This window comes from Streptomyces sp. NPDC002838, from assembly GCF_040295365.1.
Classification (GTDB): Bacteria; Actinomycetota; Actinomycetes; order Streptomycetales; family Streptomycetaceae; genus Streptomyces.
Genome location: NZ_JBEOVF010000001.1, coordinates 214,625 through 234,859 on the forward strand (window position 1 = coordinate 214,625; position 20,235 = coordinate 234,859).

At 72.3% G+C, this 20,235-nt stretch carries 21 protein-coding genes and 1 tRNA gene; 14 read left to right on the top strand and 8 right to left on the bottom strand.

The window, feature by feature from the left end; all coding sequences use genetic code 11:
- Positions 1-1,093 (top strand): peptidoglycan-binding domain-containing protein (locus tag ABT063_RS01010; protein WP_351054930.1); only part of this gene is annotated, 1,093 nt, incomplete at its 5' end.
- A gap of 12 nt (positions 1,094-1,105) precedes the next feature.
- Here ABT063_RS01010 and ABT063_RS01015 read toward each other — a convergent pair.
- A complete protein-coding gene (locus tag ABT063_RS01015; RefSeq protein ID WP_351054931.1) occupies positions 1,106-1,765 on the bottom strand; it encodes an HAD family hydrolase in 660 nt (219 codons plus the stop codon).
- 181 nt (positions 1,766-1,946) lie between these two features.
- Positions 1,947-2,528, bottom strand: a complete 582-nt coding sequence (locus tag ABT063_RS01020; protein ID WP_351054932.1) for a TMEM165/GDT1 family protein — start codon at positions 2,526-2,528, stop codon at positions 1,947-1,949.
- 414 nt (positions 2,529-2,942) lie between these two features.
- On the opposite strand from ABT063_RS01020, the gene ABT063_RS01025 reads away from it, so the two are divergent.
- The 5 genes from ABT063_RS01025 to ABT063_RS01045 all read left to right on the top strand — a co-directional run bounded on the left by ABT063_RS01025 (position 2,943) and on the right by ABT063_RS01045 (position 9,092).
- On the top strand, positions 2,943-3,587 hold the full coding sequence (locus ABT063_RS01025; protein WP_351054933.1) for an HNH endonuclease family protein: 645 nt from the start codon (positions 2,943-2,945) through the stop codon (positions 3,585-3,587).
- 113 nt (positions 3,588-3,700) lie between these two features.
- Positions 3,701-5,443, top strand: coding sequence for an alkaline phosphatase D family protein (locus tag ABT063_RS01030; protein ID WP_351055228.1), 1,743 nt, complete (start codon positions 3,701-3,703; stop codon positions 5,441-5,443).
- Positions 5,444-5,722: 279 nt separating this feature from the next.
- Entirely contained in the window at positions 5,723-7,612 is a 1,890-nt protein-coding gene (locus ABT063_RS01035) for an FAD/NAD(P)-binding protein (protein ID WP_351054934.1), read from the top strand.
- Between the two features lie 89 nt (positions 7,613-7,701).
- Positions 7,702-8,154, top strand: a complete 453-nt coding sequence (locus tag ABT063_RS01040) for a DoxX family protein (RefSeq protein WP_351054935.1) — start codon at positions 7,702-7,704, stop codon at positions 8,152-8,154.
- A 314-nt stretch (positions 8,155-8,468) separates the two neighbouring features.
- Entirely contained in the window at positions 8,469-9,092 is a 624-nt protein-coding gene (locus ABT063_RS01045; protein WP_351055229.1) for a DedA family protein, read from the top strand.
- Positions 9,093-9,281: 189 nt separating this feature from the next.
- Here the strand turns inward: ABT063_RS01045 and ABT063_RS01050 are convergent, their stop codons facing one another.
- Complete coding sequence (locus ABT063_RS01050) at positions 9,282-9,512, bottom strand: DUF2277 domain-containing protein (protein WP_095753309.1); 231 nt, start codon at positions 9,510-9,512, stop codon at positions 9,282-9,284.
- Positions 9,513-9,584: 72 nt separating this feature from the next.
- Between ABT063_RS01050 and ABT063_RS01055 the strand changes: the two genes are divergently transcribed.
- Together ABT063_RS01055 and ABT063_RS01060 are read left to right on the top strand one after the other, a co-directional pair.
- Entirely contained in the window at positions 9,585-10,382 is a 798-nt protein-coding gene (locus tag ABT063_RS01055) for an MBL fold metallo-hydrolase (RefSeq protein WP_351054936.1), read from the top strand.
- A gap of 55 nt (positions 10,383-10,437) precedes the next feature.
- Positions 10,438-11,340: a ketopantoate reductase family protein gene (locus ABT063_RS01060; RefSeq protein WP_351054937.1), complete on the top strand. Its 903-nt coding sequence runs from the start codon at positions 10,438-10,440 to the stop codon at positions 11,338-11,340.
- Between the two features lie 236 nt (positions 11,341-11,576).
- Here the strand turns inward: ABT063_RS01060 and ABT063_RS01065 are convergent, their stop codons facing one another.
- Positions 11,577-12,098, bottom strand: a complete 522-nt coding sequence (locus ABT063_RS01065) for a GNAT family N-acetyltransferase (RefSeq protein WP_351054938.1) — start codon at positions 12,096-12,098, stop codon at positions 11,577-11,579.
- A gap of 198 nt (positions 12,099-12,296) precedes the next feature.
- Here ABT063_RS01065 and ABT063_RS01070 point away from each other — a divergent pair, with 198 nt between their 5' ends.
- Positions 12,297-13,289, top strand: coding sequence for an alpha/beta fold hydrolase (locus tag ABT063_RS01070; RefSeq protein WP_351054939.1), 993 nt, complete (start codon positions 12,297-12,299; stop codon positions 13,287-13,289).
- A gap of 43 nt (positions 13,290-13,332) precedes the next feature.
- On the top strand, positions 13,333-14,211 hold the full coding sequence (locus ABT063_RS01075) for an alpha/beta fold hydrolase (RefSeq protein ID WP_351054940.1): 879 nt from the start codon (positions 13,333-13,335) through the stop codon (positions 14,209-14,211).
- A 265-nt stretch (positions 14,212-14,476) separates the two neighbouring features.
- On the opposite strand, the gene ABT063_RS01080 is transcribed toward ABT063_RS01075, so the two are convergent.
- Positions 14,477-14,968 carry a TopoII/MutL transducer domain-containing protein gene (locus ABT063_RS01080; protein WP_351054941.1) on the bottom strand — a complete coding sequence of 164 codons (492 nt, stop codon included), beginning with the start codon at positions 14,966-14,968 and terminating at the stop codon, positions 14,477-14,479.
- Positions 14,969-15,134: 166 nt separating this feature from the next.
- On the opposite strand from ABT063_RS01080, the gene ABT063_RS01085 reads away from it, so the two are divergent.
- Positions 15,135-15,488, top strand: coding sequence for a DUF8825 domain-containing protein (locus ABT063_RS01085; protein WP_351054942.1), 354 nt, complete (start codon positions 15,135-15,137; stop codon positions 15,486-15,488).
- Between the two features lie 45 nt (positions 15,489-15,533).
- On the opposite strand, the gene ABT063_RS01090 is transcribed toward ABT063_RS01085, so the two are convergent.
- Positions 15,534-15,605 (bottom strand) — tRNA-Val (locus ABT063_RS01090).
- 203 nt (positions 15,606-15,808) lie between these two features.
- On the opposite strand from ABT063_RS01090, the gene ABT063_RS01095 reads away from it, so the two are divergent.
- The 3 genes from ABT063_RS01095 to ABT063_RS01105 all read left to right on the top strand — a co-directional run bounded on the left by ABT063_RS01095 (position 15,809) and on the right by ABT063_RS01105 (position 18,365).
- Complete coding sequence (locus tag ABT063_RS01095; protein ID WP_351054943.1) at positions 15,809-16,579, top strand: DUF4097 family beta strand repeat-containing protein; 771 nt, start codon at positions 15,809-15,811, stop codon at positions 16,577-16,579.
- A 75-nt stretch (positions 16,580-16,654) separates the two neighbouring features.
- Positions 16,655-18,037: a hypothetical protein gene (locus tag ABT063_RS01100; protein WP_351054944.1), complete on the top strand. Its 1,383-nt coding sequence runs from the start codon at positions 16,655-16,657 to the stop codon at positions 18,035-18,037.
- 100 nt (positions 18,038-18,137) lie between these two features.
- On the top strand, positions 18,138-18,365 hold the full coding sequence (locus ABT063_RS01105) for an FmdB family zinc ribbon protein (protein ID WP_095753303.1): 228 nt from the start codon (positions 18,138-18,140) through the stop codon (positions 18,363-18,365).
- Between the two features lie 26 nt (positions 18,366-18,391).
- Here the strand turns inward: ABT063_RS01105 and ABT063_RS01110 are convergent, their stop codons facing one another.
- Complete coding sequence (locus tag ABT063_RS01110) at positions 18,392-19,036, bottom strand: response regulator transcription factor (RefSeq protein WP_351054945.1); 645 nt, start codon at positions 19,034-19,036, stop codon at positions 18,392-18,394.
- Positions 19,027-20,169, bottom strand: a complete 1,143-nt coding sequence (locus tag ABT063_RS01115; protein ID WP_351054946.1) for a sensor histidine kinase — start codon at positions 20,167-20,169, stop codon at positions 19,027-19,029. Before ABT063_RS01115 ends, ABT063_RS01110 begins: the two co-directional genes overlap by 10 nt.
- Positions 20,170-20,235: the final 66 nt, after the last annotated feature.

Genomic DNA, 20,235 nt, shown 5'->3' on the forward strand with positions numbered 1-20,235 from the left:
GACGCTCCCCACCACGGACGCGACCTCCGCACACCCCGGCACAGACGCCACCACCGCGCTCCCCACCATCGACGCCACCGCCCCGCTCCCCGCCAGGGACGCACGCCCCGCGCACCCCAACGCCAACGCGCAACGCACCACCGACCCCACCACGACGCTCCCCACCACGGACGCGACCTCCGCACACCCCGGCACAGACGCCACCACCGCGCTCCCCACCAAGGACGCGCGCGCCGCGTACCCCAGCACGGACGCCACTTCCACGTACCCCGGCACGGACGCCACCACCGCGCTCCCCGCCATCGACGCGACCTCCGTGCTCCCAATCCCCCTCGCACCCCCGGCGGTCAGGCCCAACGCCACCGACCTGCGCCTGTTCGAGGCGGCCGACGACACCGGCCCCGCCGGACACGGCCCCACCGAGTCCGGATCCACCGTCTCCGGACCCACCGGGGACAACGAGCAACCGCGGCGCCGACGCCGTACCGCCCTGCTCGGCGTCGGAGGAGCCGTCGTCGCGGTGGTGGCGGTCGCCGGGCTGGCGAGCGGGCTGTTCTCCTACGAGACCCCGTCGCGGGAAGGCGCGCCGCCGAAGGACGTACGGGCGGCCGTCCCGGCCCCCTCGACCAGCGCGGCGTCGGTGTCCCCGTCCGAGGAGACCCCGTCCGCGCCGCCGACGTCCGCCTCCCCGTCCCCGTCCGTCAGCACCAGCCCGTCGCCCTCCGTGTCACCGTCGGCGTCCGCCACCAGCGCCTCGCCGACCCCGACCCGGTCGGCCGAGCCGACGCGGACCCCGACAAGCTCCCCCGGCGGCGGCTCCGAGGCAGGCGGCGGTTCGGCGGAGGGCGCCGAGGACGGCCGCCAGGGCGCTCCCGTCCTGCGCCGCGGCGACCAGGGCCCCGAAGTCACCGAACTCCAGCAGCGCCTGCGCCAGCTGTACCTCTACAACGGCGAGATCGACGGGAACTTCAGCACCCAGGTCGAGGACGCCCTGCGCAACTACCAGTGGTCCCGTGGCGTCGGCACCGACAACCTCGGGGTGTACGACCACGAGACCCGAACGAGGCTCGAGTCGGAGACGAACGAGCCGTAGAGCCGGCCGTCCCTACCCGACATAGACCCGAATCGCCCCGCCCTCCATGGCCTCCACCCGCACCTGCCGCAGATCCTCCACCAGCGCGTCGGGCCCATGGAATCCGGCCCTCGCCCCGACCCCGACCACCCGCATCCCCGCCGCGCGCCCCGCCTCGATGCCCGCGGCCGAGTCCTCGAAGACCACGCAGTCGGCGGGCGCGACGCCCAGTTCGGCGGCGCCCTTGAGGAAGCCCTCGGGGTCGGGCTTGCTGGCGCCGACGGACTCGGCGGTGACGCGGACGTCGGGCAGGTCCAGGCCCGCCGCAGCCATCCGCGCCGTGGACAGCGCGACGTCGGCGGAGGTGACGAGCGCGTGCGGCAGCCCGCGCAGGGAGGCGAGGAACTCCGGCGCACCGGGCACCGCCACGACGCCCTCCATGTCGGCCGTCTCCTCGGCCAGCATGCGCGCGTTGTCCGCGTAGTTCTGCTCCATGGGCCGGCCCGGCAGCAGCAGCGCCATCGAGGCGTACCCCTGCCGACCGTGGACGACCTTCATGATCTCGTCGCTGTCCAGCCCGTGCCGCTCGGCCCAGCGCCGCCAGATCCGTTCGACCACGGCGTCGGAATTGACGAGGGTGCCGTCCATGTCCAGCAGGAGGGCGCGGGCGGTGAGCACGGCGGTGGCCGTCATCGGCAGCTCCAAGGCGCGAGAACAAGGGGGTACAGGGGCCCTCGAAGGAACAAGGTGGCCCCGCCCGCCGGTCAGGGAAAACGGGCGGGAGCCACTTTGTTCCCTCACGGTACAAAACCGGGCCGGATTGCGCCACCGTCTCCCGAAACAGTTCACTCACCGTTCAGACGGGCCGGCACCCTCAGCCGCTGACGGCCTCCCACAGGCTCCACACCCCGAGCCCCAGCATCAACAGCGCCGCGACCTTGGTGATGAGCCGCAACGGCACCTTCTTCATCAGCGCCTTTCCACCGACGATGCCGAGCCCGGCCACCGCCCACAGCGCCAGCACCGCGCCGAGGCCGACGGAGAGCGGATCGTCGTAACGGGCCGCGAGGTTCGCCGTCATGATCTGCGTGAGGTCGCCGAATTCCGCGACCAGGATGAGCATGAACCCGGCCCCGGCGACCTTCCAGAAGGACTGGTTCTCCGGCCTGCGGACCTCCTCTTCGTCCTCGTCCTTCTTCATCAGCAGCATCGCGGCGCCGCCGAGAAACAGCACGCCCGTCAGCGCGTGCACGATCTGCTGGGGCAGCAGCGTCAGCACGCTGCCGGCCGCGACGGCGAGGGCGACGTGCAGCGCGAAGGCGGCTGCGACGCCGGCGAAGACGTACGAGGCGCGGTAGCGGGTGCCGAGGACGAGCCCGGCGAGCGCGGTCTTGTCCGGCAGTTCGGCGAGGAAGACGACGCCGAAGACGAGCGCCGTCACGGTGAAGCTGATCAAGGGTTCCTCAATCGGTACGGGGCTGCCCCACCGAGAGTCTCCGCGAAGTCTCCACGACCGCCTTTGCGACACCTCGGCACGGCAGCACACTCGGCACCCGTGCCGTACGGCACGGGCGTGCACTGCTTGCCGAAGGTCTCGCTGGCCGATCCGTAAAAGGATCCGCCTCCGGGCGCCGGCTCAGGCGAGCTGAGCAGTATGTCGACGGTCCGGCGAAGAGCTACTCCCCTTCTGCGCCGTCCATCGTACGCGAGCCCCGCGCCGGAAGCCGTACCGGAACCGGCACCGCCCGAACTCTTGTCGTGTCATGCACGCGTCATTACCTTCTAACCCCACGCACACCTCCCCGCAACACGGCGCGGCGAGCATTCCCTCGCTCGCACCGCAACGCCCCCACATCCCAAGGGAGTTCGCATGCCGAAGTTCTACGCGCGTCGACGGCTCAGCATACTCGCGGCGCTCACCGGAGTCATGGCCTCGGTCGCGGTTTTCAACAGCCCGACCGCCTCCGCCGCCCTCCCCACCCCGGTCAGCGCCGCCACCGCCCGCAGCTACCTCGCCTCGCTCACCGTGGCGACCGAGGACCGCACCGGCTACAACCGTGACCTCTTCCCGCACTGGATCACCCAGTCCGGCGCCTGCAACACCCGCGAGGTCGTCCTCAAGCGCGACGGCACGAACGTCGTCCAGAACTCCTCCTGCGCCGCCACCAGCGGCAGCTGGTACTCCCCGTACGACGGCGCGACCTGGTCCGCCGCCTCCGACGTCGACATCGACCACCTCATCCCGCTCGCCGAGGCCTGGGACTCCGGCGCCGACAGCTGGACCACCTCCCGCCGCCAGTCCTTCGCCAACGACCTGACCCGCCCGCAGCTCATCGCCGTCACGGACAACGTCAACCAGGCCAAGGGCGACCAGGACCCGGCCACCTGGATGCCCTCGCGCACGGCCTACCGGTGCACCTACGTGCGCGCCTGGGTCCAGGTGAAGTACTACTACGACCTCTCGGTCGACTCGGCCGAGAAGAGCGCGCTCACGAACTACCTCGCGAGTTGCTGACCCACCTGTTTCCCTGACTGCTGATCTCAGGTTCCGCAAACCGTGACCTGCGGAACCTCCCCGCTCACCTCCGTCGTTCCGTACCGTACGGGGCGATGGAGGAGGGTGATCACGTGGCGGAACTGCGCCTGGGACCACTGCTGAGATACGCGGACGGCTCGTCCGCGACCGTCTGGGTCGAGACGAGCCGTCCGTGCGCCGCCGAGGTGCGCTGCGCGGACGGCGCCGGTGGCGAGACCCGCACCTTCCAGGTCGAGGGCCATCACTACGCCCTCGTCCCGGTGACCGGCCTCACCCCGGGCACGACGCAGTCGTACGAGGTCTTCCTCGACGGCACGCGCGTGTGGCCGCTGCCCGACTCGCCGTTCCCCGACTCCGTCATCCGCACCCCGGCCGAAGGCGACCCCGTCCGCGTCGCCTTCGGCTCCTGCCGCTGGGCCGCCCCGCCGGCCGACGAGAAGGATCCGGTCGGCCCCGACGCCCTGGACACCCTCGCGGCCAGGATCGCCGGCGACCCCGGTGGCGAACGGCCGGACGTCCTGCTGCTGTTGGGCGACCAGGTGTACGCCGACGAGATCTCCAACACCACCCGCCGCTGGCTGGCCGCCCGCCGCGACCTGAGCGACCCGCCGGGCAGCGAGGTGGCGGACTACGAGGAGTACACCCGCCTCTATTACGAGTCCTGGCTCGACCCCGAGGTCCGCTGGCTGCTGTCCACCGTGCCCAGCTGCATGATCTTCGACGACCACGACGTCATCGACGACTGGAACACCTCCGCCGCCTGGCTCGCCGACATGCGGGCCGCCGACTGGTGGCAGGAGCGGCTGCTGAGCGGCCTGATGTCGTACTGGGTGCACCAGCACCTGGGCAACCTCTCGCCGGACGAGCTGGCGACCGATCCGCTGTACGCGGCCGTGCGCGAGACGCCCGACGCCACGGACGTGGTGCGCGCCTTCGCCGCCCGGGCCGACGCCGACCCGGCCTCGGTCCGCTGGAGCTACCGCCGCGACTTCGGCCGCGTCCGGCTGCTGATGGTGGACACCCGGGCGGCCCGCGTCCTCGACGAGGAGAGCCGCTCGATGCTCCACCCGGGCGAGGCGCGGTGGCTGCGCGAGCAGGCACTGGACCAGCCCGGATCGTACGACCACCTCCTCATCGGCACCTCCCTGCCCTGGCTGCTGCCACACCTGGTGCACGACGCCGAGGCGTGGAACGCGGCACTGTGCCGGGGCGAGAAGGGCGCCCGCTGGGCCCGCTTCGGGGAGGATCTGCGGCGGCGGGCCGACCTGGAGCACTGGGCCGCCTTCCCGGCGTCCTTCGACGCGCTGGCGGCGCTGCTCGCCGAGGCAGGCACGGGACCGGACGCGCCGGCCACGGTGCTCGTGCTGTCCGGGGACGTGCACCACGCGTACGTGGCCGAGCCGAAGTGGCCTGCCGGTTCGGCTTCCGGGCCGTCTTCCGGGCCGTCTTCCGGGCCGTCTTCCGGGCCGTCTTCCGGGCCGTCTTCCGGGCCGTCTTCCGGGCCGTCTTCCGGTTCGCCTGCCGGTCCGCCGGACGCGCGCATCCTCCAGTTGACCTGCTCCCCCGTCCACAACTCCATCCCCCTGTCGATCCGGCTCGGCTTCCGCTTCGGCTGGAGCGCGGTGGCCCGCGCCCTCGGCCGGCGCTTCGCCGGACACGGCGGCTGTCCGAAGCCGCCGGTCGACTGGCGCCGGACGGGCGGCCCCTGGTTCGGCAACCAGCTCATGACACTGACGCTGCGCGGGCGTTCGGCCCGGCTGCGGCTGGATCAGGCGCGCGAGGTGCGGGACGGCAAGCCGCGGCTGGTGACGGTCACCGAGTCCGAACTCTGCTGACGGTCACGGAGTGCGAACCCTGCTGACGGTCGCCGAATCGAGCTCCGACGACCGTCACCGAGTCCGGTCTCGTCCCGTAATCCGCCTGTTGCGTCCGTTTGTTGCACCCGTGACACGAGATGCTCGTGACGCGTCCCACAGTCCGGGTCCCCCGGTCTCGGCTCCCTCCACTCCCGACGGCATGATGAGGCGGACCGTCCGCTTCCCGTGGGCGGTCCGCCGCCCCCTCGGCCACGAGCCGGCTCCGCCACGCGCCCCCCACGCCCGGGAGTAACACCCTTGCCCGCACCGACCACGGACCACGTGCCCGTCTCCGTCGCCCTGGTCGGCGCCGGTCCCCGTGGCACCAGCGTTCTGGAACGCCTCTGCGCCTCCGCGCCGGAGCTCCTCCCGCCCGGCGTACGGCTGACGGTTCACGTCGTCGACCCGGCCCCGCCCGGCCCCGGGCGCGTCTGGCGCACCGCGCAGTCGTGCGAGCTGCTGATGAACACGGTGGCCTCGCAGGTGACCCTGTTCACCGACGACAGCGTGGACTGCTCGGGCCCGATCCGGCCGGGCCCCAGCCTGTACGAGTGGGCGGCCGGCGCGCTGGGCGCGGACGCGTATCCGACCCGCGCGCACTACGGCCGGTACCTGGAGTGGGTGTTCACGCGGACGGTGCGCGAAGCGCCGCCCGCCGTACGCGTCGAGACGCACGCGGCACGGGCCGTACGGCTCGACGACGGCTCCGACGGCCGCCAGTCGCTCACCCTCGACGACGGCCGCATCCTGCCCGGCCTGTCCGCCGTCGTCCTCGCCCAGGGCCATCTGCCGGTGGTCGCGGACACGACCGGGCGGCGGCTCGCCGCGTACGCCGAACGCCACGGCCTGTGCTACATCCCGCCCGCCAACCCGGCCGACGTCGACCTGTCCGCCGTACCGCCGGGCGAATCGGCCCTGCTGCGCGGACTGGGCCTCAACTTCTTCGACCACACGGCGCTGTTGACCACCGGCCGCGGTGGCCGTTTCGTCCCCGAGGGCCGGGGGCTGCGCTATCTGCCCTCCGGCCGCGAGCCGCGCCTGTACGCCGGTTCGCGGCGCGGCATCCCGTACCAGGCGCGCGGCGACAACGCGAAGGGTCCCTACGGCCGTCACCTCCCGCTCGTCCTCACCGACGAGGTGATCGCCCGCTTCCGCAAGCGCGCCGACTCCGGCGAGGCCCCGGACTTCCTCGCGGAGATATGGCCGTTGGTGGCGAAGGAGGTGGAGACGGTCTACTACGAGGCGCTGGTCCGGGCTCCCGACTTCAGGGACCGGTTCCTGGCCACCGCGCACGGCAGCGTTCAAGAGGCCGCCGTACTGGACGAGTTCGGCATGCCGTCGGCCGACCGCTGGTCGTGGGACCGGATGTCCCGCCCGTACGCGGGGCAGGACTTCGCCGGTCCGGACGCCTGGCGGGACTGGCTGCTGGCGCACCTGCGTGAGGACGCGGCCCAGGCCGCCCTCGGCAACGTCGCCGGTCCGCTGAAGGCGGCCCTGGACGTGCTGCGGGACCTGCGCAACGAGTTGCGGCAGATCGTCGACCACGGCGGGCTGACGGGCGCCTCCCGCCGGGACCATCTGGACCGCTGGTACACCCCGCTCAACGCCTTCCTGTCCATCGGCCCACCCCGGCGGCGCGTCGAGGAGCTGGTCGCGCTGGTGGAGGCGGGTGTGGTGGAGGTGCTCGGGCCCGGGCTGGAGGTCCGCGAGGAGGACGGGGCGTGGGTGGCGCACTCCCCCGACGTGCCGGGCTCCGCCGTACGGGTGACCACGCTCGTGGAGGCGCGGCTTCCGGAACCGGATCTGCGGCGGACCGCCGACGATCTGCTCGCCCGGCTGCTGAAGACCGGTCAGTGCCGGCCGCACACCGTGGGCGGGTACGAAACAGGCGGACTGGACGTGACGGAGCGGCCGTACCGTCTCATCGACCGTCAAGGCCGCGCGCATCCACGTCGGTTCGCCTTCGGGGTGCCCACGGAAGGCGTGCACTGGGTGACCGCGGCGGGGGCCAGGCCCGGTGTGGATTCGGTCACGCTTTCGGACGCGGATGCGGTGGCGAGAGCGGCTCTACGTGCGGCGGTGGTTGAGACGGAAGGGCAAGGAGAGACAAACCAGTGTCCAGATGTTGAACTTGAAAGTATTGGTTAGGGACACCTAACGTGGATGACTCACTCGGTTCTGTCCCCTGACCGGTCCACCACCCCACGGACCGGCCCAACCGAAGGAGTACCCCCACCATGACCGCACGTCTCAACAGCGCACAGCCATACGCGCTCGGCCTGTTCCGGATCGTGGTCGGCCTGCTCTTCCTCTGCCACGGGGCCGCCAAGCTCTTCGGTGTCCTCGGGGGCGCCGACGGCAACGGTGGCACGGTCGACACCGGCACCTGGCCCACCTGGTACGCGGGCGTGATCGAGCTGGTCGGCGGCTCGTTAGTACTGCTGGGTCTGGGCACGCGGGCCGCCGCGTTCATCTGCTCGGGCTCGATGGCGTACGCGTACTTCAAGATGCACCAGCCCAACGCGCTGTGGCCCATGGAGAACAGCGGCGAGGCCGCGGCGATGTTCTGCTGGGCCTTCCTGCTGCTGGTCTTCACCGGCTCCGGCGCCCTCGGCCTGGACCGGCTGCTCGCCAAGCGCTCCACGGCGACGGAGAGGCCGGCGGCGGAACACAGGCCGGTGGCCGCCTGATCCACGGCCGACCCGCAGACGACGGCGCCTGTCCCGCGCGGCTCACGCGGGACGGGCGCCGCTCTCATGCCGGCCTCACGCGGTCCCGGCGACCGCCCCGACCGCCCCCTCCCGCACGGGCCGCCCGCCGGGAAGCGGCAGCCGGGTGAACATGGTGTGCCGAACACACGAGCCCCCCGTGAATCTGCTGTCACACCCCACGCGTACGCTGTATGGCTGTTACGGGCCGCCCCCGCCGCTCTCCGCGACATACGCGACACGGCCGGGTTCCGGCGGCCACGGGGGATCACGGGGAGCTTGCGGTGCTGGACAGTATGGAGAGTGTGGGGCTGCTGACCGGCAGTCCCTGGATCTACGCGGCGGTGGCCCTCTCGGTCCTCCTCGACGTTTTCGTGCCGGTCCTGCCCAGCGGGGTCCTGGTCATCACGGCCGCCACGGCGGCGGCCGCGGGTTCCGGTGCGGCGACCGGCCAGGTCCCGCACGAGGTCCCCGACATCCTGGCCCTCATACTCTGCGCGACCACCGCGTCCGTGCTGGGCGACCTGGTGGCGTACCGCCTGGCCTGGCGCGGCGGGGCCCGCCTGGACCGCGCGATCGCCCGTTCCCGTCGGCTGACCACCGCGCAGGAACGTCTCGGCACGGCCCTCGCACGCGGCGGCGGCGCTCTGGTCGTCCTCGCCCGCTTCGCCCCGGCCGGCCGCTCGGTCGTCTCTCTCGGCGCCGGCGCCGCCCACCGCCGCGCCCGCGACTTCCTCCCCTGGTCCGCCCTGGCAGGCCTCTCCTGGGCCGCCTACAGCGTTGCCCTCGGCTACTTCGGCGCCCAGTGGCTGGGCACGACGTGGCTGGCGACGGGGGTGTCGGTACTGGCGCTGTTCGGGGCAGGGGCGGGGGCGGCATATGTGATGCGCCGGCAGCCGGAGCCTTCGGAGGCTGCGTAAGGGCGGGCAGCCTCCGTAGCTGCCGCCGTCGCACCGCCCAGCTGCGGGCAGCCGACGCCGTCAGGCTACGGGCAGTCGTGCCGCTGGGGCGGCGCCCGTCCCAAAGAGGGCGGCACCCCGTAGCGCCGGGCTGCGCGCCCCGCCCCCACCCAGCACCAACGCCGGGCCACTGCGAACGCGGCCGCCGCGCTACCCAGCCTTACGCCCAGCCACCCCCCGCACCTCCAGCCCGGCCAACAACTCCGCCGTAGCCTCCGCAATCACATCCACGGCCCGGTCGAACACCTCCTGGTTGTGCGCGGCCGGCGCCCGAAACCCGGACACCTTCCGCACGTACTGCAGGGCGGCGGCCCGAATCTCTTCCTCCGTCGCCTCCTCGGGCAACACAGGCGGACGAAGCGTCTTGATACTGCGGCACATACGACCAGTCTCGCCCCTCACGGCGAACATCGCCGGGGAATACTCCCAATCATCCGCACAATTGTTCCGACCATGGCCACCACGAGCACCGCACCTCTGGAGATCACGTACATCGGCGGCCCCACCGCCCTCCTCACCCTTGCCGACTTACGCCTCCTGACCGACCCCACCTTCGACGCCCCCGGCGACTACCCCATCGGCTCCCGCAAGCTGACGAAGACCACCGGCCCGGCACTCCCCACCCCCGGCCTCGGCCCGGTGGACGCCGTCCTCCTCTCCCACGACCACCACGCGGACAACCTCGACACCAGCGGCCGTACCTACGTCACGCAGGCACCCCTCACCCTCTCCACGGCCTCCGCCCACGACCGCATGGGCACCCCGGTCCGCCCACTCCCCGCCTGGCACCACATCGACCTCCCCCGCCCCACCGGCGGAGCCCTCCGCGTCACCGCCGTACCCGCCCTGCACGGCCCCAAGGGCTCCGAACCCCTCGTCGGCGAGGTCACCGGCTTCGTCCTGTCCGGCGAGAACCTGCCCAAGATCTACGTCAGCGGCGACAACGCCTCCCTGGACCTGGTCCGCGAAATCGCCGATCGCGAGGGCCCGTTCGACGTGGCGCTCCTCTTCGCGGGAGCGGCCCGCACCCCGCTCGTCCCGGACGCCTCGCTCACCCTCACCAGCGTGCAGGCGGCCGAGGCCACGACGATCCTGGGCGCCCGGCACGTCGTACCGCTGCACTTCGAGCACTGGGCCCACTTCACCGAGGACGGCCCCACCCTGACGAAGGCCTTCGCCGACGCGGGCCTCTCCGAGAGGCTGCACCTGCTCGCTCCCGGAGCTTCCGTGACCCTCCGACTCCTGCGATGATCTTTCCCGAGGCGGCCACCGTCCCGGGGCCGACCGACGAGAGGAACCCCGCATCATGGCGTACGACGAACTCACCGTGGCCGTCCTCGGTCCCGGCGGCATCGGCGGCCTGCTCGCCGCGCTCCTGTCCCGGGCCGGGCACCGGGTGATCTGCCTGGCCGGCGACAAGACGGCTCAGACCCTGCGCACGGACGGAATCCAGGTCAGCAGCGGGCAGTTCGGCGACTTCACGGCCCGCGTCGAGGCGGACACCACGCTGCACGAGCCGGTGGACGCCTGCCTGGTCACGGTCAAGCACACCTCCCTCGACGCCGCCCTCGACCGACTTCCGCCCGAGACCCTCGGCGACGGCCTGGTCGTACCGCTCCTGAACGGCGTCGAACACCCAGCGACCCTGCGCGCCCGCTACGGCCCGGACCGCGTCGCCCCCGCCGTCATCCGCGTCGAGTCGACGCGCGTCGCACCGGGCGTGATCGAGCACGGCAGCCCCTTCGCCGAGGTCGACCTGACCGGCGACGACGTGCCCAAGGAGCGCCTCGACGCCCTGGCACGGGCGCTCACGGCCGCCGGTCCGACCACCCGCGTGCTGGCCGACGAGTCGGCGGTGCTGTGGGCGAAGATGTCGTTCCTGGCTCCGTTCGCGCTGCTGACGACCCGTCACGGACTCCCGCTGGGCGACGTACGCACGCACCACCGCGAGGAGTTGACGGCCATGGTGGAGGAGACAGCGGCGGTGAGCGCCGCCTGCGGCGGCCCGGCTGACCCGGCCCAGGCACTGGCCCGCTACGACGCCTTCCCACCGCAGATGAAGTCGTCGATGCAGCGGGACACGGAAGCCGACCGCCCGCTCGAACTGGACGCGATCGGCGGCGCGTTGCTGCGCGCGGCAGAGCGGCACGGGGTGGATGTGCCCGTAACGGCGCGTGTCGTGAGGGAGCTGAGGAACGCCGGTCACTGACCGGTCGCTCGGGCGTTGGGCGGGGACACTGGGGCCTGTCCTGCGGAATCGGCGAGGACCCATTAACGCAGGTGAGCGGGGTCTGGTGCGTCCAGCTGCAAGGCGGAGGAGGGAGTCGACGCGATGGGGGTCCCCCGCGCGAGCGCATTCGCGCGTGGGGGAGTCGGCGACCGACGACAACGCGGCAGATGGGCGTGCCAGACCCCGCGTCTGCGGCATGATCCGCCGGACAGGCCCTAACGACCTCCTCCGGCGGCCAGGTCCACCCTCCAGTCGTTCGACGTGATCCAGTGCCCCTTCGGATACTCGAAGTCGGCCGTCCCGAGCAGGCTGAACCCCGCCCGCCGGCACACGGAGTTCGACGCCCGGTGCTCCACACTCGGAAACGCGTGCAGATACCGGTGGCCTCCGGCCGCCCGCGCCGCCGCCACGACGGCCCGGGCGGCCCGCACGGCAAGCCCCCGCCCCTGGAACTCGGGCAGCACCCCCCACCCGGTCTCCCACACCGTCCCGCCCTGCCATTCCCGCTCCCAGAACCCGATCGAACCGACGGTCTCCCCACTGCCCGCCAGGGTCACCCGGAACATCCGCCCCGGCGCCAACTCCACATACCGCCGGTGCCGTATGACGAGCTTCTCCTCGCTCTCGGGGCCGCCCAAGTGCTCGGTCATTTCGGGGCTGTTGGTCCTGCGCAGCAGCCAGAAGTCCCCCTCGGCCCAGGGCACCAGCCGCACCTGCTCCACGTCCGCCGCTTCCATGCCCTTCACATTAGGCGCGGGGTCTGACAACGCCCGGCTGCCAGGGGTTCTTCGCGGCGGGCAGCGGTTTGCCGAATCGGCAACAACGCTCGCCCCGGTCGCACCGCCGCCCGCAGGATCGTCGTACGAGCCGCAGCACCGACGCCCGAGCGCGTACCGGTGCACTCGCCGCCCGCACCACGCCCGCACGGAGGACGCATGCCTCACCCGGCCCAGCTCACCGACATCACCCACCGCCTGCTTCCCGGTCCGGCCGGCCGTATCCACGCCGTGGAGCTGGGAAGCGGGCCGCTGGTCCTGCTGCTGCACGGTTTCCCGGAGTCCTGGTACTCCTGGCGTCACCAACTCCCCGTCCTGGCCGCCGCCGGCCACCGCGCGGTCGCCGTCGACGTGCGCGGCTACGGGCGTTCCTCGAAGCCGGACGCGGTGGACGCGTACCGGATGCTGGACCTGGTGGCCGACAGCGTCGCCGTGGTCGAGGCCCTCGGCGAGCGCTCCGCGGTGGTCGTCGGACACGACTGGGGCGCGACCGTCGCCGCGCACTCCGCCCTGATCCGGCCCGACGTCTTCCGCGCGGTCGGCCTGCTGAGCGTCCCCTACGCCCCTCCCGGCGGCCCAAAGCCCAGCGAGGTCTTCGCCCAACTGGGCGGCGATCAGGAGGAGTTCTACGTCTCCTACTTCCAGGAGCCCGGCCGGGCCGAGCGCGAGATCGAACCCGACGTACGCGGCTGGCTGGCCGGTTTCTACGCCGCCCTCTCCGCCGACACCCTGCCCGCACCCGGCGCCCCCGACCCCCACTTCGTCAGCCCCGGCAAGACCCTGCGCGACCGTTTCCCCACCGGCCGCCGCCCGTCCTGGCTCAGCGAGGACGACCTCGACGTCTACGCAGGGGAGTTCGAGCGCACGGGACTCACCGGCGCGCTCAACCGCTACCGCGCCATGGACCGCGACTGGAAGGACCTGGCCGGTTTCGCCGGAGCCCCCATCACACAGCCGTCCCTGTTCCTGGGCGGAGCCCTGGACGCCTCGACGACCTGGCTCTCCGACGCGATCGCCGCCTTCCCCACCACCCTGCCCGGCCTGTGTGCCTCGCACATCCTCGAAGGCTGCGGCCACTGGATCCAGCAGGAACGCCCCGAGGAGGTCAACCGCCACCTGCTCGACTGGCTGACCTCCCTGCCGACCGCCTGAGCACCACCGCCCGTGTCCCGGCTCTCAGTACTATGAGCCCCATATGACACTCCTGCATGCTCATGACTATGGGGGCGATGGCCCTCAACTCGTTCTACTGCACGGTTTCACACGGTCGCTCACCGACTGGGACGCCGCGGCCGCCCTGCTCACCGCCGGGCACCGCGTCCTCGCCGTCGACCTTCCCGGGCACGGCCGCTCTCCCGGTATCTCCCCCTGGACCATCCCCACCGTGGTGCGGCACATCGCGGACACGCTCGACGCACATGGCGTGCCGGAGGCCGTTGTGGTGGGCCATTCCCTCGGCGGGCTGGTCGCGGTCGAGTACGCCCGGGCGAACCCGGACCGTGCCCGTGCCCGTGCCGCCGTGAATCTCGACGGCTTCTGGTGGGAACGCGAGTACCCCGGCGCTGAACGGGTGAGTGAGGTGCTGCTGGCGTCGGCCGGGACCATCGCGCCACCCGAGTACATCGAGGAACAGGTCATCAATTCCGCCCGGCTCGGGATTCCCGCCGACCGTGCGGAGGCCGCCACCCGCGCGGCCGCACGCCCGCTGCCCGACGGCAAATGGCAGAGGCTGCCGGAGCGGGCGGAGGCGCTGGAGATCCTCGACGAACTCCACAGGCTCGGCGCGCTCGGTGTCACCACATGGCTGGACGGGGTCGACTGCCCGCTGCTGCTGGTACAGGCCGGCCGACGGCTACCGCCTGCGCCCGGCATGGAGTGGTTCGACGATTTCAGCGCCCGGTTCGCACGAGGGGTCTCCGACGAGCTGGCCGCGCTCTCCCGCACCCGGCCGACGATCAGCGTCAACCGGATCGACGCCACCCACCCCATGATCCTGGAGACTCCAGAAGCGGTGGCGACGCTGGTCGCCGGGTTCGTTCGAGGACTGCCCGACCGAAGAATCCGGCACAGCTGACGAACCCCGTGCTCGCGCAGATCAACGGGGGCCATGTCGCCTGTGGTGGTGGGGTGCCGAGTTGATCTGACTGCTGGTCCATGGCACGAACTTGCCGATCATCAACCTTCGATGGCACAGGACAGCGGCGTGCACACCTGTGACTGAGCGCCATGGTTGGTTGTGGCCGCGCTTCCGTGACGGCCACGACCACTGCGACTGCGGTGCTCAGTCACCACCGGCAACGCTTTCGCGCGGCTTTCTTGGCGGGGCCGTCCGCTGCTGTTCAGTCCTGGTGGATGCCCCGGACGATCCGGTCGACGACCTCCGCGGCCCGCTCCGGCTGCTCCTCGAACCAGTTGCCGAGGTGCTCCCGGACGGCCTCCCCGACACAGACCCGCACGTCGGTGTTGCCCAGCAGCCCGTGCGTGGCGCCCAGGAATTCGGGACGGTCGAGCTTCACCGACACGACTGCCGTGAGGCCCTCGCCGATCCGGTCGGCGCCGGGATCGGGGTCCGCCGCCGGCAGCCCCCGTTCCCGCGCGTACGCGGTGACCGCGGCCACCACTCCGTCGCGGAAGCCGTCCACGTGCGTGCCGCCCTGGAGAGTGGCCCGGCTGTTGGCGAAGCTGCGCATCCGCTCCTCGCGGGAGCCGCTCCAAGGGAGGGCCGCCTCCATCGTCCCCGCCATCCGCGGGTCCTCCCGCTCGAAGCCGATGACGTCCGGATGGAGGGCCGCCCCTGTCCCCGCGTCGAGGGCGGCCACGAAGTCCCGCACTCTCCGGGAACCGGAACAGCACCGCCCGGGCCCCGCCCGCCGGGCGTTCGCCGGTAGCCGTCACGGAAGAGCGGTCACAGCCGGCTGAAGCACTCAGTCACACCCGTTCGCATGAACCACCGAAAGGAACTCGCCACTCAAAATCGAACAGGCGTAGCATTGCGCCGTGGCTACGACCTATGACTTTCCGAGTGACCTCCTCGCCGGTCAGGAGGAGCTGCATCAGGTCCGGGCCGAGCTGTCGGCCCTGCTCAAGCGGCTCCCCTGGTCGGTCGAGCCGCTGGACGGTTTCAGCGACGCGGGTGGCTGGCGCAAGGTGGAGCGCCCCGCGTCCCCCGGCTGGACGGCCGACGAACAGGCCGAGGTGGAGAAGCTGCGGCAGCGCGAGCACGAACTCGCGGTCTTCGTCAGTGGTCACCGCTTCTGGACGGAGGTCGCGACGGCGGAGCGCGTGGATGCCCGGATGCAGCTGAAGCACGCGCACGAGGCTCGGGAACAATCCGAGGAAGCGAAGCCCTGAACCGAGAAGACCCCGGCCACGATCGGCCGGGGTCTTCTCCTGGTGTGGGCGCGGACGGTTTCGAACCGCCGACATCCTGCTTGTAAGGCAGGCGCTCTACCCCTGAGCTACGCACCCGAGACGAGTCGACAGCCTACATTGCCCGGGGCAGTGCCCCGCAAACCCGTATCGCGGGCCGAGTGCGGGGGTTAACCCCACCCCGGATCCGGGAGTGCCCCGGATCCCCCCGCGGGGCCGGGATCCGTACGGTCGAAGCAGCGTCGAAGGGACGCAGAGGCGGGTCGCGCAGACTTCGCCGTCCTTCCCAGGGGGAGATCGTCATGGCCCGTACCGTTCCCGTCCGCGCCATCGCCGCCGCCGGTGTCGTCGCGGTGCTCGTCGCGGGCGCCACCGCCTGCGGTGCCTCCGCCGGGGACGACAAGGATCCCGAGCAGCGGTCCTTCGCCCTGCAGGGGCGCACGCTCACCGTCGACTCCGACGACTCCGCGCTGGAGATCGTCGCCGCGGACGCGCACAAGGCGGGCACGGTCGAGGTCACCCGGTGGTTCCAGGGGTCGGTCGCCGTCGGCAAGGACCCGAAAGTGACCTGGTCGATGAAGGACGACCGGCTGGTGCTGCGGATGACGTGCTCCGGCGTGGTCGTCGACTGCGCGGCCAAGCACCGGATCGAGGTGCCGCGCGGTGTCGCCGTGAAGGTCGAGGATGGTGACGGCAGCGTGCGCGCGCGGGGCTTCGAGTCGCCGCTGAGCATCCGCACGGGCGACGGCTCCGTCCGCGTCACCGACTCCACCGGCCCGCTGGAGCTGCGTACCGGCGACGGGTCCGTGCGCGCCGACGTCTCCTCGCGCCGGGTCCGCACCCAGACCGGGGACGGGTCGGTGCACCTCGAACTCGGTGCCGTACCGGACCTGGTGGAGTCCCGCAGCGGCGACGGATCCGTGACCATCGCACTGCCCCGGGCCACCTACCGCGTGACGACCAAGACAGGCGACGGCGCGCAGGACGTTTCCGTGCCCCGGGACGACTCCAGCTCCCACGTGGTGTCCGCCCGGAGCGGCGACGGCAAAGTCACGGTCCGAACAGCGAACTGACCGGCCCGTGTGTTCGTCCTTAACCGGTGGGAGAATGACAACCGGGCAGGACGAACCACAGCACGGGAGAGGGATGTGACGGCGACACCATCGCAGCCGTACTCGCCGTTGGTGCCGCGCGCACCCCGTTCCGTGCGCCCCGCGCTCCGCGACACCCTCACCCTGATCGGCCTGCCGCTCGTCGTCGCGCTCGCGCTGCCCGCCGCCTTCGCCGGCGGCGGCACCCGGCGCTGGTTCGGCGGGCGCGCGGAGAGCCAGCGGGCCGAGGCGCAGGCCGCGAAGGACGCCGCCGCGGCCGCCTTCTACGAGCTCGACACCGCCCAGCGGGATCTGCGGATCTCGATAGAGACCATCACGGCCGTCGACGACTCCCCCGCCGCCCGGCGCGCGGTCGCCGACTTCCAGGCGCTGGGGCAGCGGATCGACGAGGTCAGTCACCGCTACATCGAGGCCGTCGACGCGTACGACCTCGACCGGGACGACCTGGAGGCCTCGGCCGCCGCACAGGCGCGCACCGCCCTCACCGGGGCCAAGGACGAGCTGGGGCGGGTCAAGCAGGACCTGGACCGGTTCACGGCCGGGCTCGGGCCGCTGCTCGGCAAGGCCGAGACCCAGCTGGCCCGGCTCGCCCCGGCGGTCGAACGGGCCAGGCAGGGGCTGCTCGCCGCGTCGAACGCCCTCGATGCCGTACGAGGCTCGGGGCTGAAGGCGGACGATCTCGCCGCCCGCCTCGCCGCTCTCGGGCCCGAACTGACCAAGCTGAACCAGGGCGCCGGAGCGCACGGCGTGCCCCAGACGCTGGAGCGGGCCGAGCGGGTCGCACGGGAGGCCGAGGCGGTCCGTGTGGAGGCCGAACGGCTGCCGGAGCGGGCCGCCGAGATCGACCACCGGCTCGTCTCCCTGCGCACCCGCGCCCAGGCGCTCACCACCCGCGCCGCCCAGGTCGAGCCGGTGCTGAGCGAGCTGCGGCGACGGTTCACGGTGGCCTGCTGGCAGGACCTCCAGCAGGTGCCTGAGCAGGCCGCGGAGAGCGTCGGGCAGGCCGAGGTGAAGCTGCGCGAGGCACAGGCCGCACGCGACGAGCAGCGCTGGCCGGACGCGACCGCCCTGCTGTCGACGGTGCGGGCGCTGCTGAACACGACCGACGAGTCCGTCTCCGCCGCCGGGGACCGGCTGCGCCGGCTGAACGCCGTGCAGAAGGGCCCCCAGCAGGAGGTCGACCGCACCCGCTTCGCCATCCGGGACGCCCAGCGACTGGCCATGGCCGGCCGCAACACCCCCGACCCCCGCCACGCCCGCCCGCTGGACGACGCGGTCGCCCGCCTCGACCGCGCGATCGGCACGCTGGAGGGCCGCCACCCCGACTACTGGCACTTCCTGACGGAGACGGAAGCGGTACGGCGGGCGGTGGCCCGGGTCGTGTCCCAGATCCGCGAGGAGCGCGGCGCCGGGCACTGACCGGCACCGGCAGCGGCCTACGGCGGCAGTGGCCAACGGCGGCAGTGGCCAACGGCGGCAGAAGCCTACGAAGGCCGCGCACGCCGGTTAACCTGTGCGCATGCCTCGCTACGAGTACCGCTGCCGGACCTGCGGCGACACCTTCGAACTGAGCCGTCCGATGGCGGAGTCCTCCGCCCCCGCCGACTGCCCCTCGGGCCACGACGACACGGTGAAGCTCCTGTCGACGGTGGCGGTCGGCGGCTCGGCCTCCGCGTCGGCCCCGGCCCCGGCGCCCCGGGCGGGTGGCGGCGGGGGCGGCTGCTGCGGCGGGGGTTGCTGCGGCTGACGGCCGCCGCGTCGTCCCCTCCGGGTTCAGCTGCCCAGGTAGCGCAGCACGGCCAGCACCCTGCGCGAGTAGCCCTCACCCCCTGCCAGCTCCAGCTTGTCGAAGATCGCGTTGATGTGTTTCTCGACCCCGCTCTGCGAGATGTGCAGCCGCCGTGCGATCGCCGCGTTCGTGTGCCCCTGCGCCATCTCGGCCAGCACGTCCCGCTCCCGCGCGGTGAGCCGGCCGAGCAGGTCGGTGTGCGTGGTGCGGCCGAGCAGCTGTCGTACGACCTCCGGGTCGAAGGCGGCGCGCCCGTGGGCCACGCGCTCCAACGCGTCCAGGAACTCGTCGACTTGGACCACCCGGTCCTTGAGCAGATAGCCCACCCCTTCCGAGTCGCCGGTCAGCAGTTCCGTCGTGTACCGCTTCTCGACGTACTGCGACAGCACCAGCACACCGACCCCCGGCCAGCGCTCGCGGATCTCCAGGGCCGCGCGCAGTCCTTCGTCGCTGTGCGTGGGCGGCATCCGCACGTCGGCGACGACCACGTCCGGCCGGTCATCGGCGACGGCCTTCAGCAGCAGCTCGGCGTTGCCGACGGCGGCTATCACCTCGTGTCCCTCCTCGGCGAGCAGGCGTACGAGGCCTTCTCTCAGCAGGGTCGAATCCTCGGCCAGGATCACGCGCATGGCAGCTCCGCGGTCACTACGGTGGGCCCGCCCGGCGGGCTGGTCACATCGAGGCGGCCGTCGAGGGCGGCGACGCGCCGGGCGAGCCCGAACAGCCCGCTGCCCCCGGCGTTCGCCCCGCCGTGTCCGTCGTCCTCGACACACACGTACACGAACCCCTCCTCCGCTCCCACGGCCACGGTTATCCGGCTCGGCGCCGCATGCTTGACCGCGTTCGTGACGGCCTCGCAGACGACGAAGTACGCGACCGTGGCCACGGCCCGCTCCGGCTCCGCGGTGAGGTCGTACTCCACCCGCACCGGCACTGACGTCCGCTCGGCGACCGTCTCCAGCGCCGCCCGCAGCCCCGCCTCGTCCAGCGTCGTCGGATAGACCCGCCAGGCCACCTCGCGCAGCTCGTCCAGGGCCCGGCCGCTCTCCTCGTGTGCCTGTCTCAGCAGCCGGTCCAGTCGGTCGGGGTCCTGGCTGCGCCGGGCGCGGCCGATGAGCATGCCGAGGGCGACGAGGCGCTGCTGCACGCCGTCGTGCAGGTCGCGCTCGATGCGGCGCCGCTCGTCGTGCACCGCGTCGACCACCGCCGCCCGGCTCGCGGACAGCTCCTCGATCCGCCGCTCCAGCTCCTCCTGGTGGCGAGGGCCCAGGAGACGGCGCGCCAACCGCCCCTCCAGCTCGGCGACTCCGTATATCCCCTGCACGGCGAGGAACAGCAGGAAGAGCCCGCTGAGGTTGGTGAGGGTGATGGCCCAGACGTGCCGGACGTCACCCGGCAGCAGCCATACGTATGTCCAGACCGTGCCGTACGCGAGGCCGACCGCCACCGACAGCATCACGACCGCGCCCAGGAGGCCCAGAGCCCAGCGACAGGCCACGTACCGCAGGGCATGCACGTCTCGATACGCGGGCGTGACGTGAACCCGCAGCCAGATCCTCAGCCGGGCGCGCTCCAGCTCCGCCAGTCTTCGCGCGCCCGCGAGAAAGAGAGGGAGCACCGCGCGACGGCCGGACGGCCAGGCCGCGACGGGTGCCAGGGCCAGGCCGGCCAGGAGGATGAAGGGCAGCTCGACGGCCGCCGTGGCGGCACCCGCGATGAGCCCCACCGCGCACCGCGTCCCCCGTCGCACCATGTCTCGCATGATCGCGAGGCTAGCCGGGCGGGAGGTGCGTGCACACTGCGGAAAACCGCAATTCCCGACTGCGGT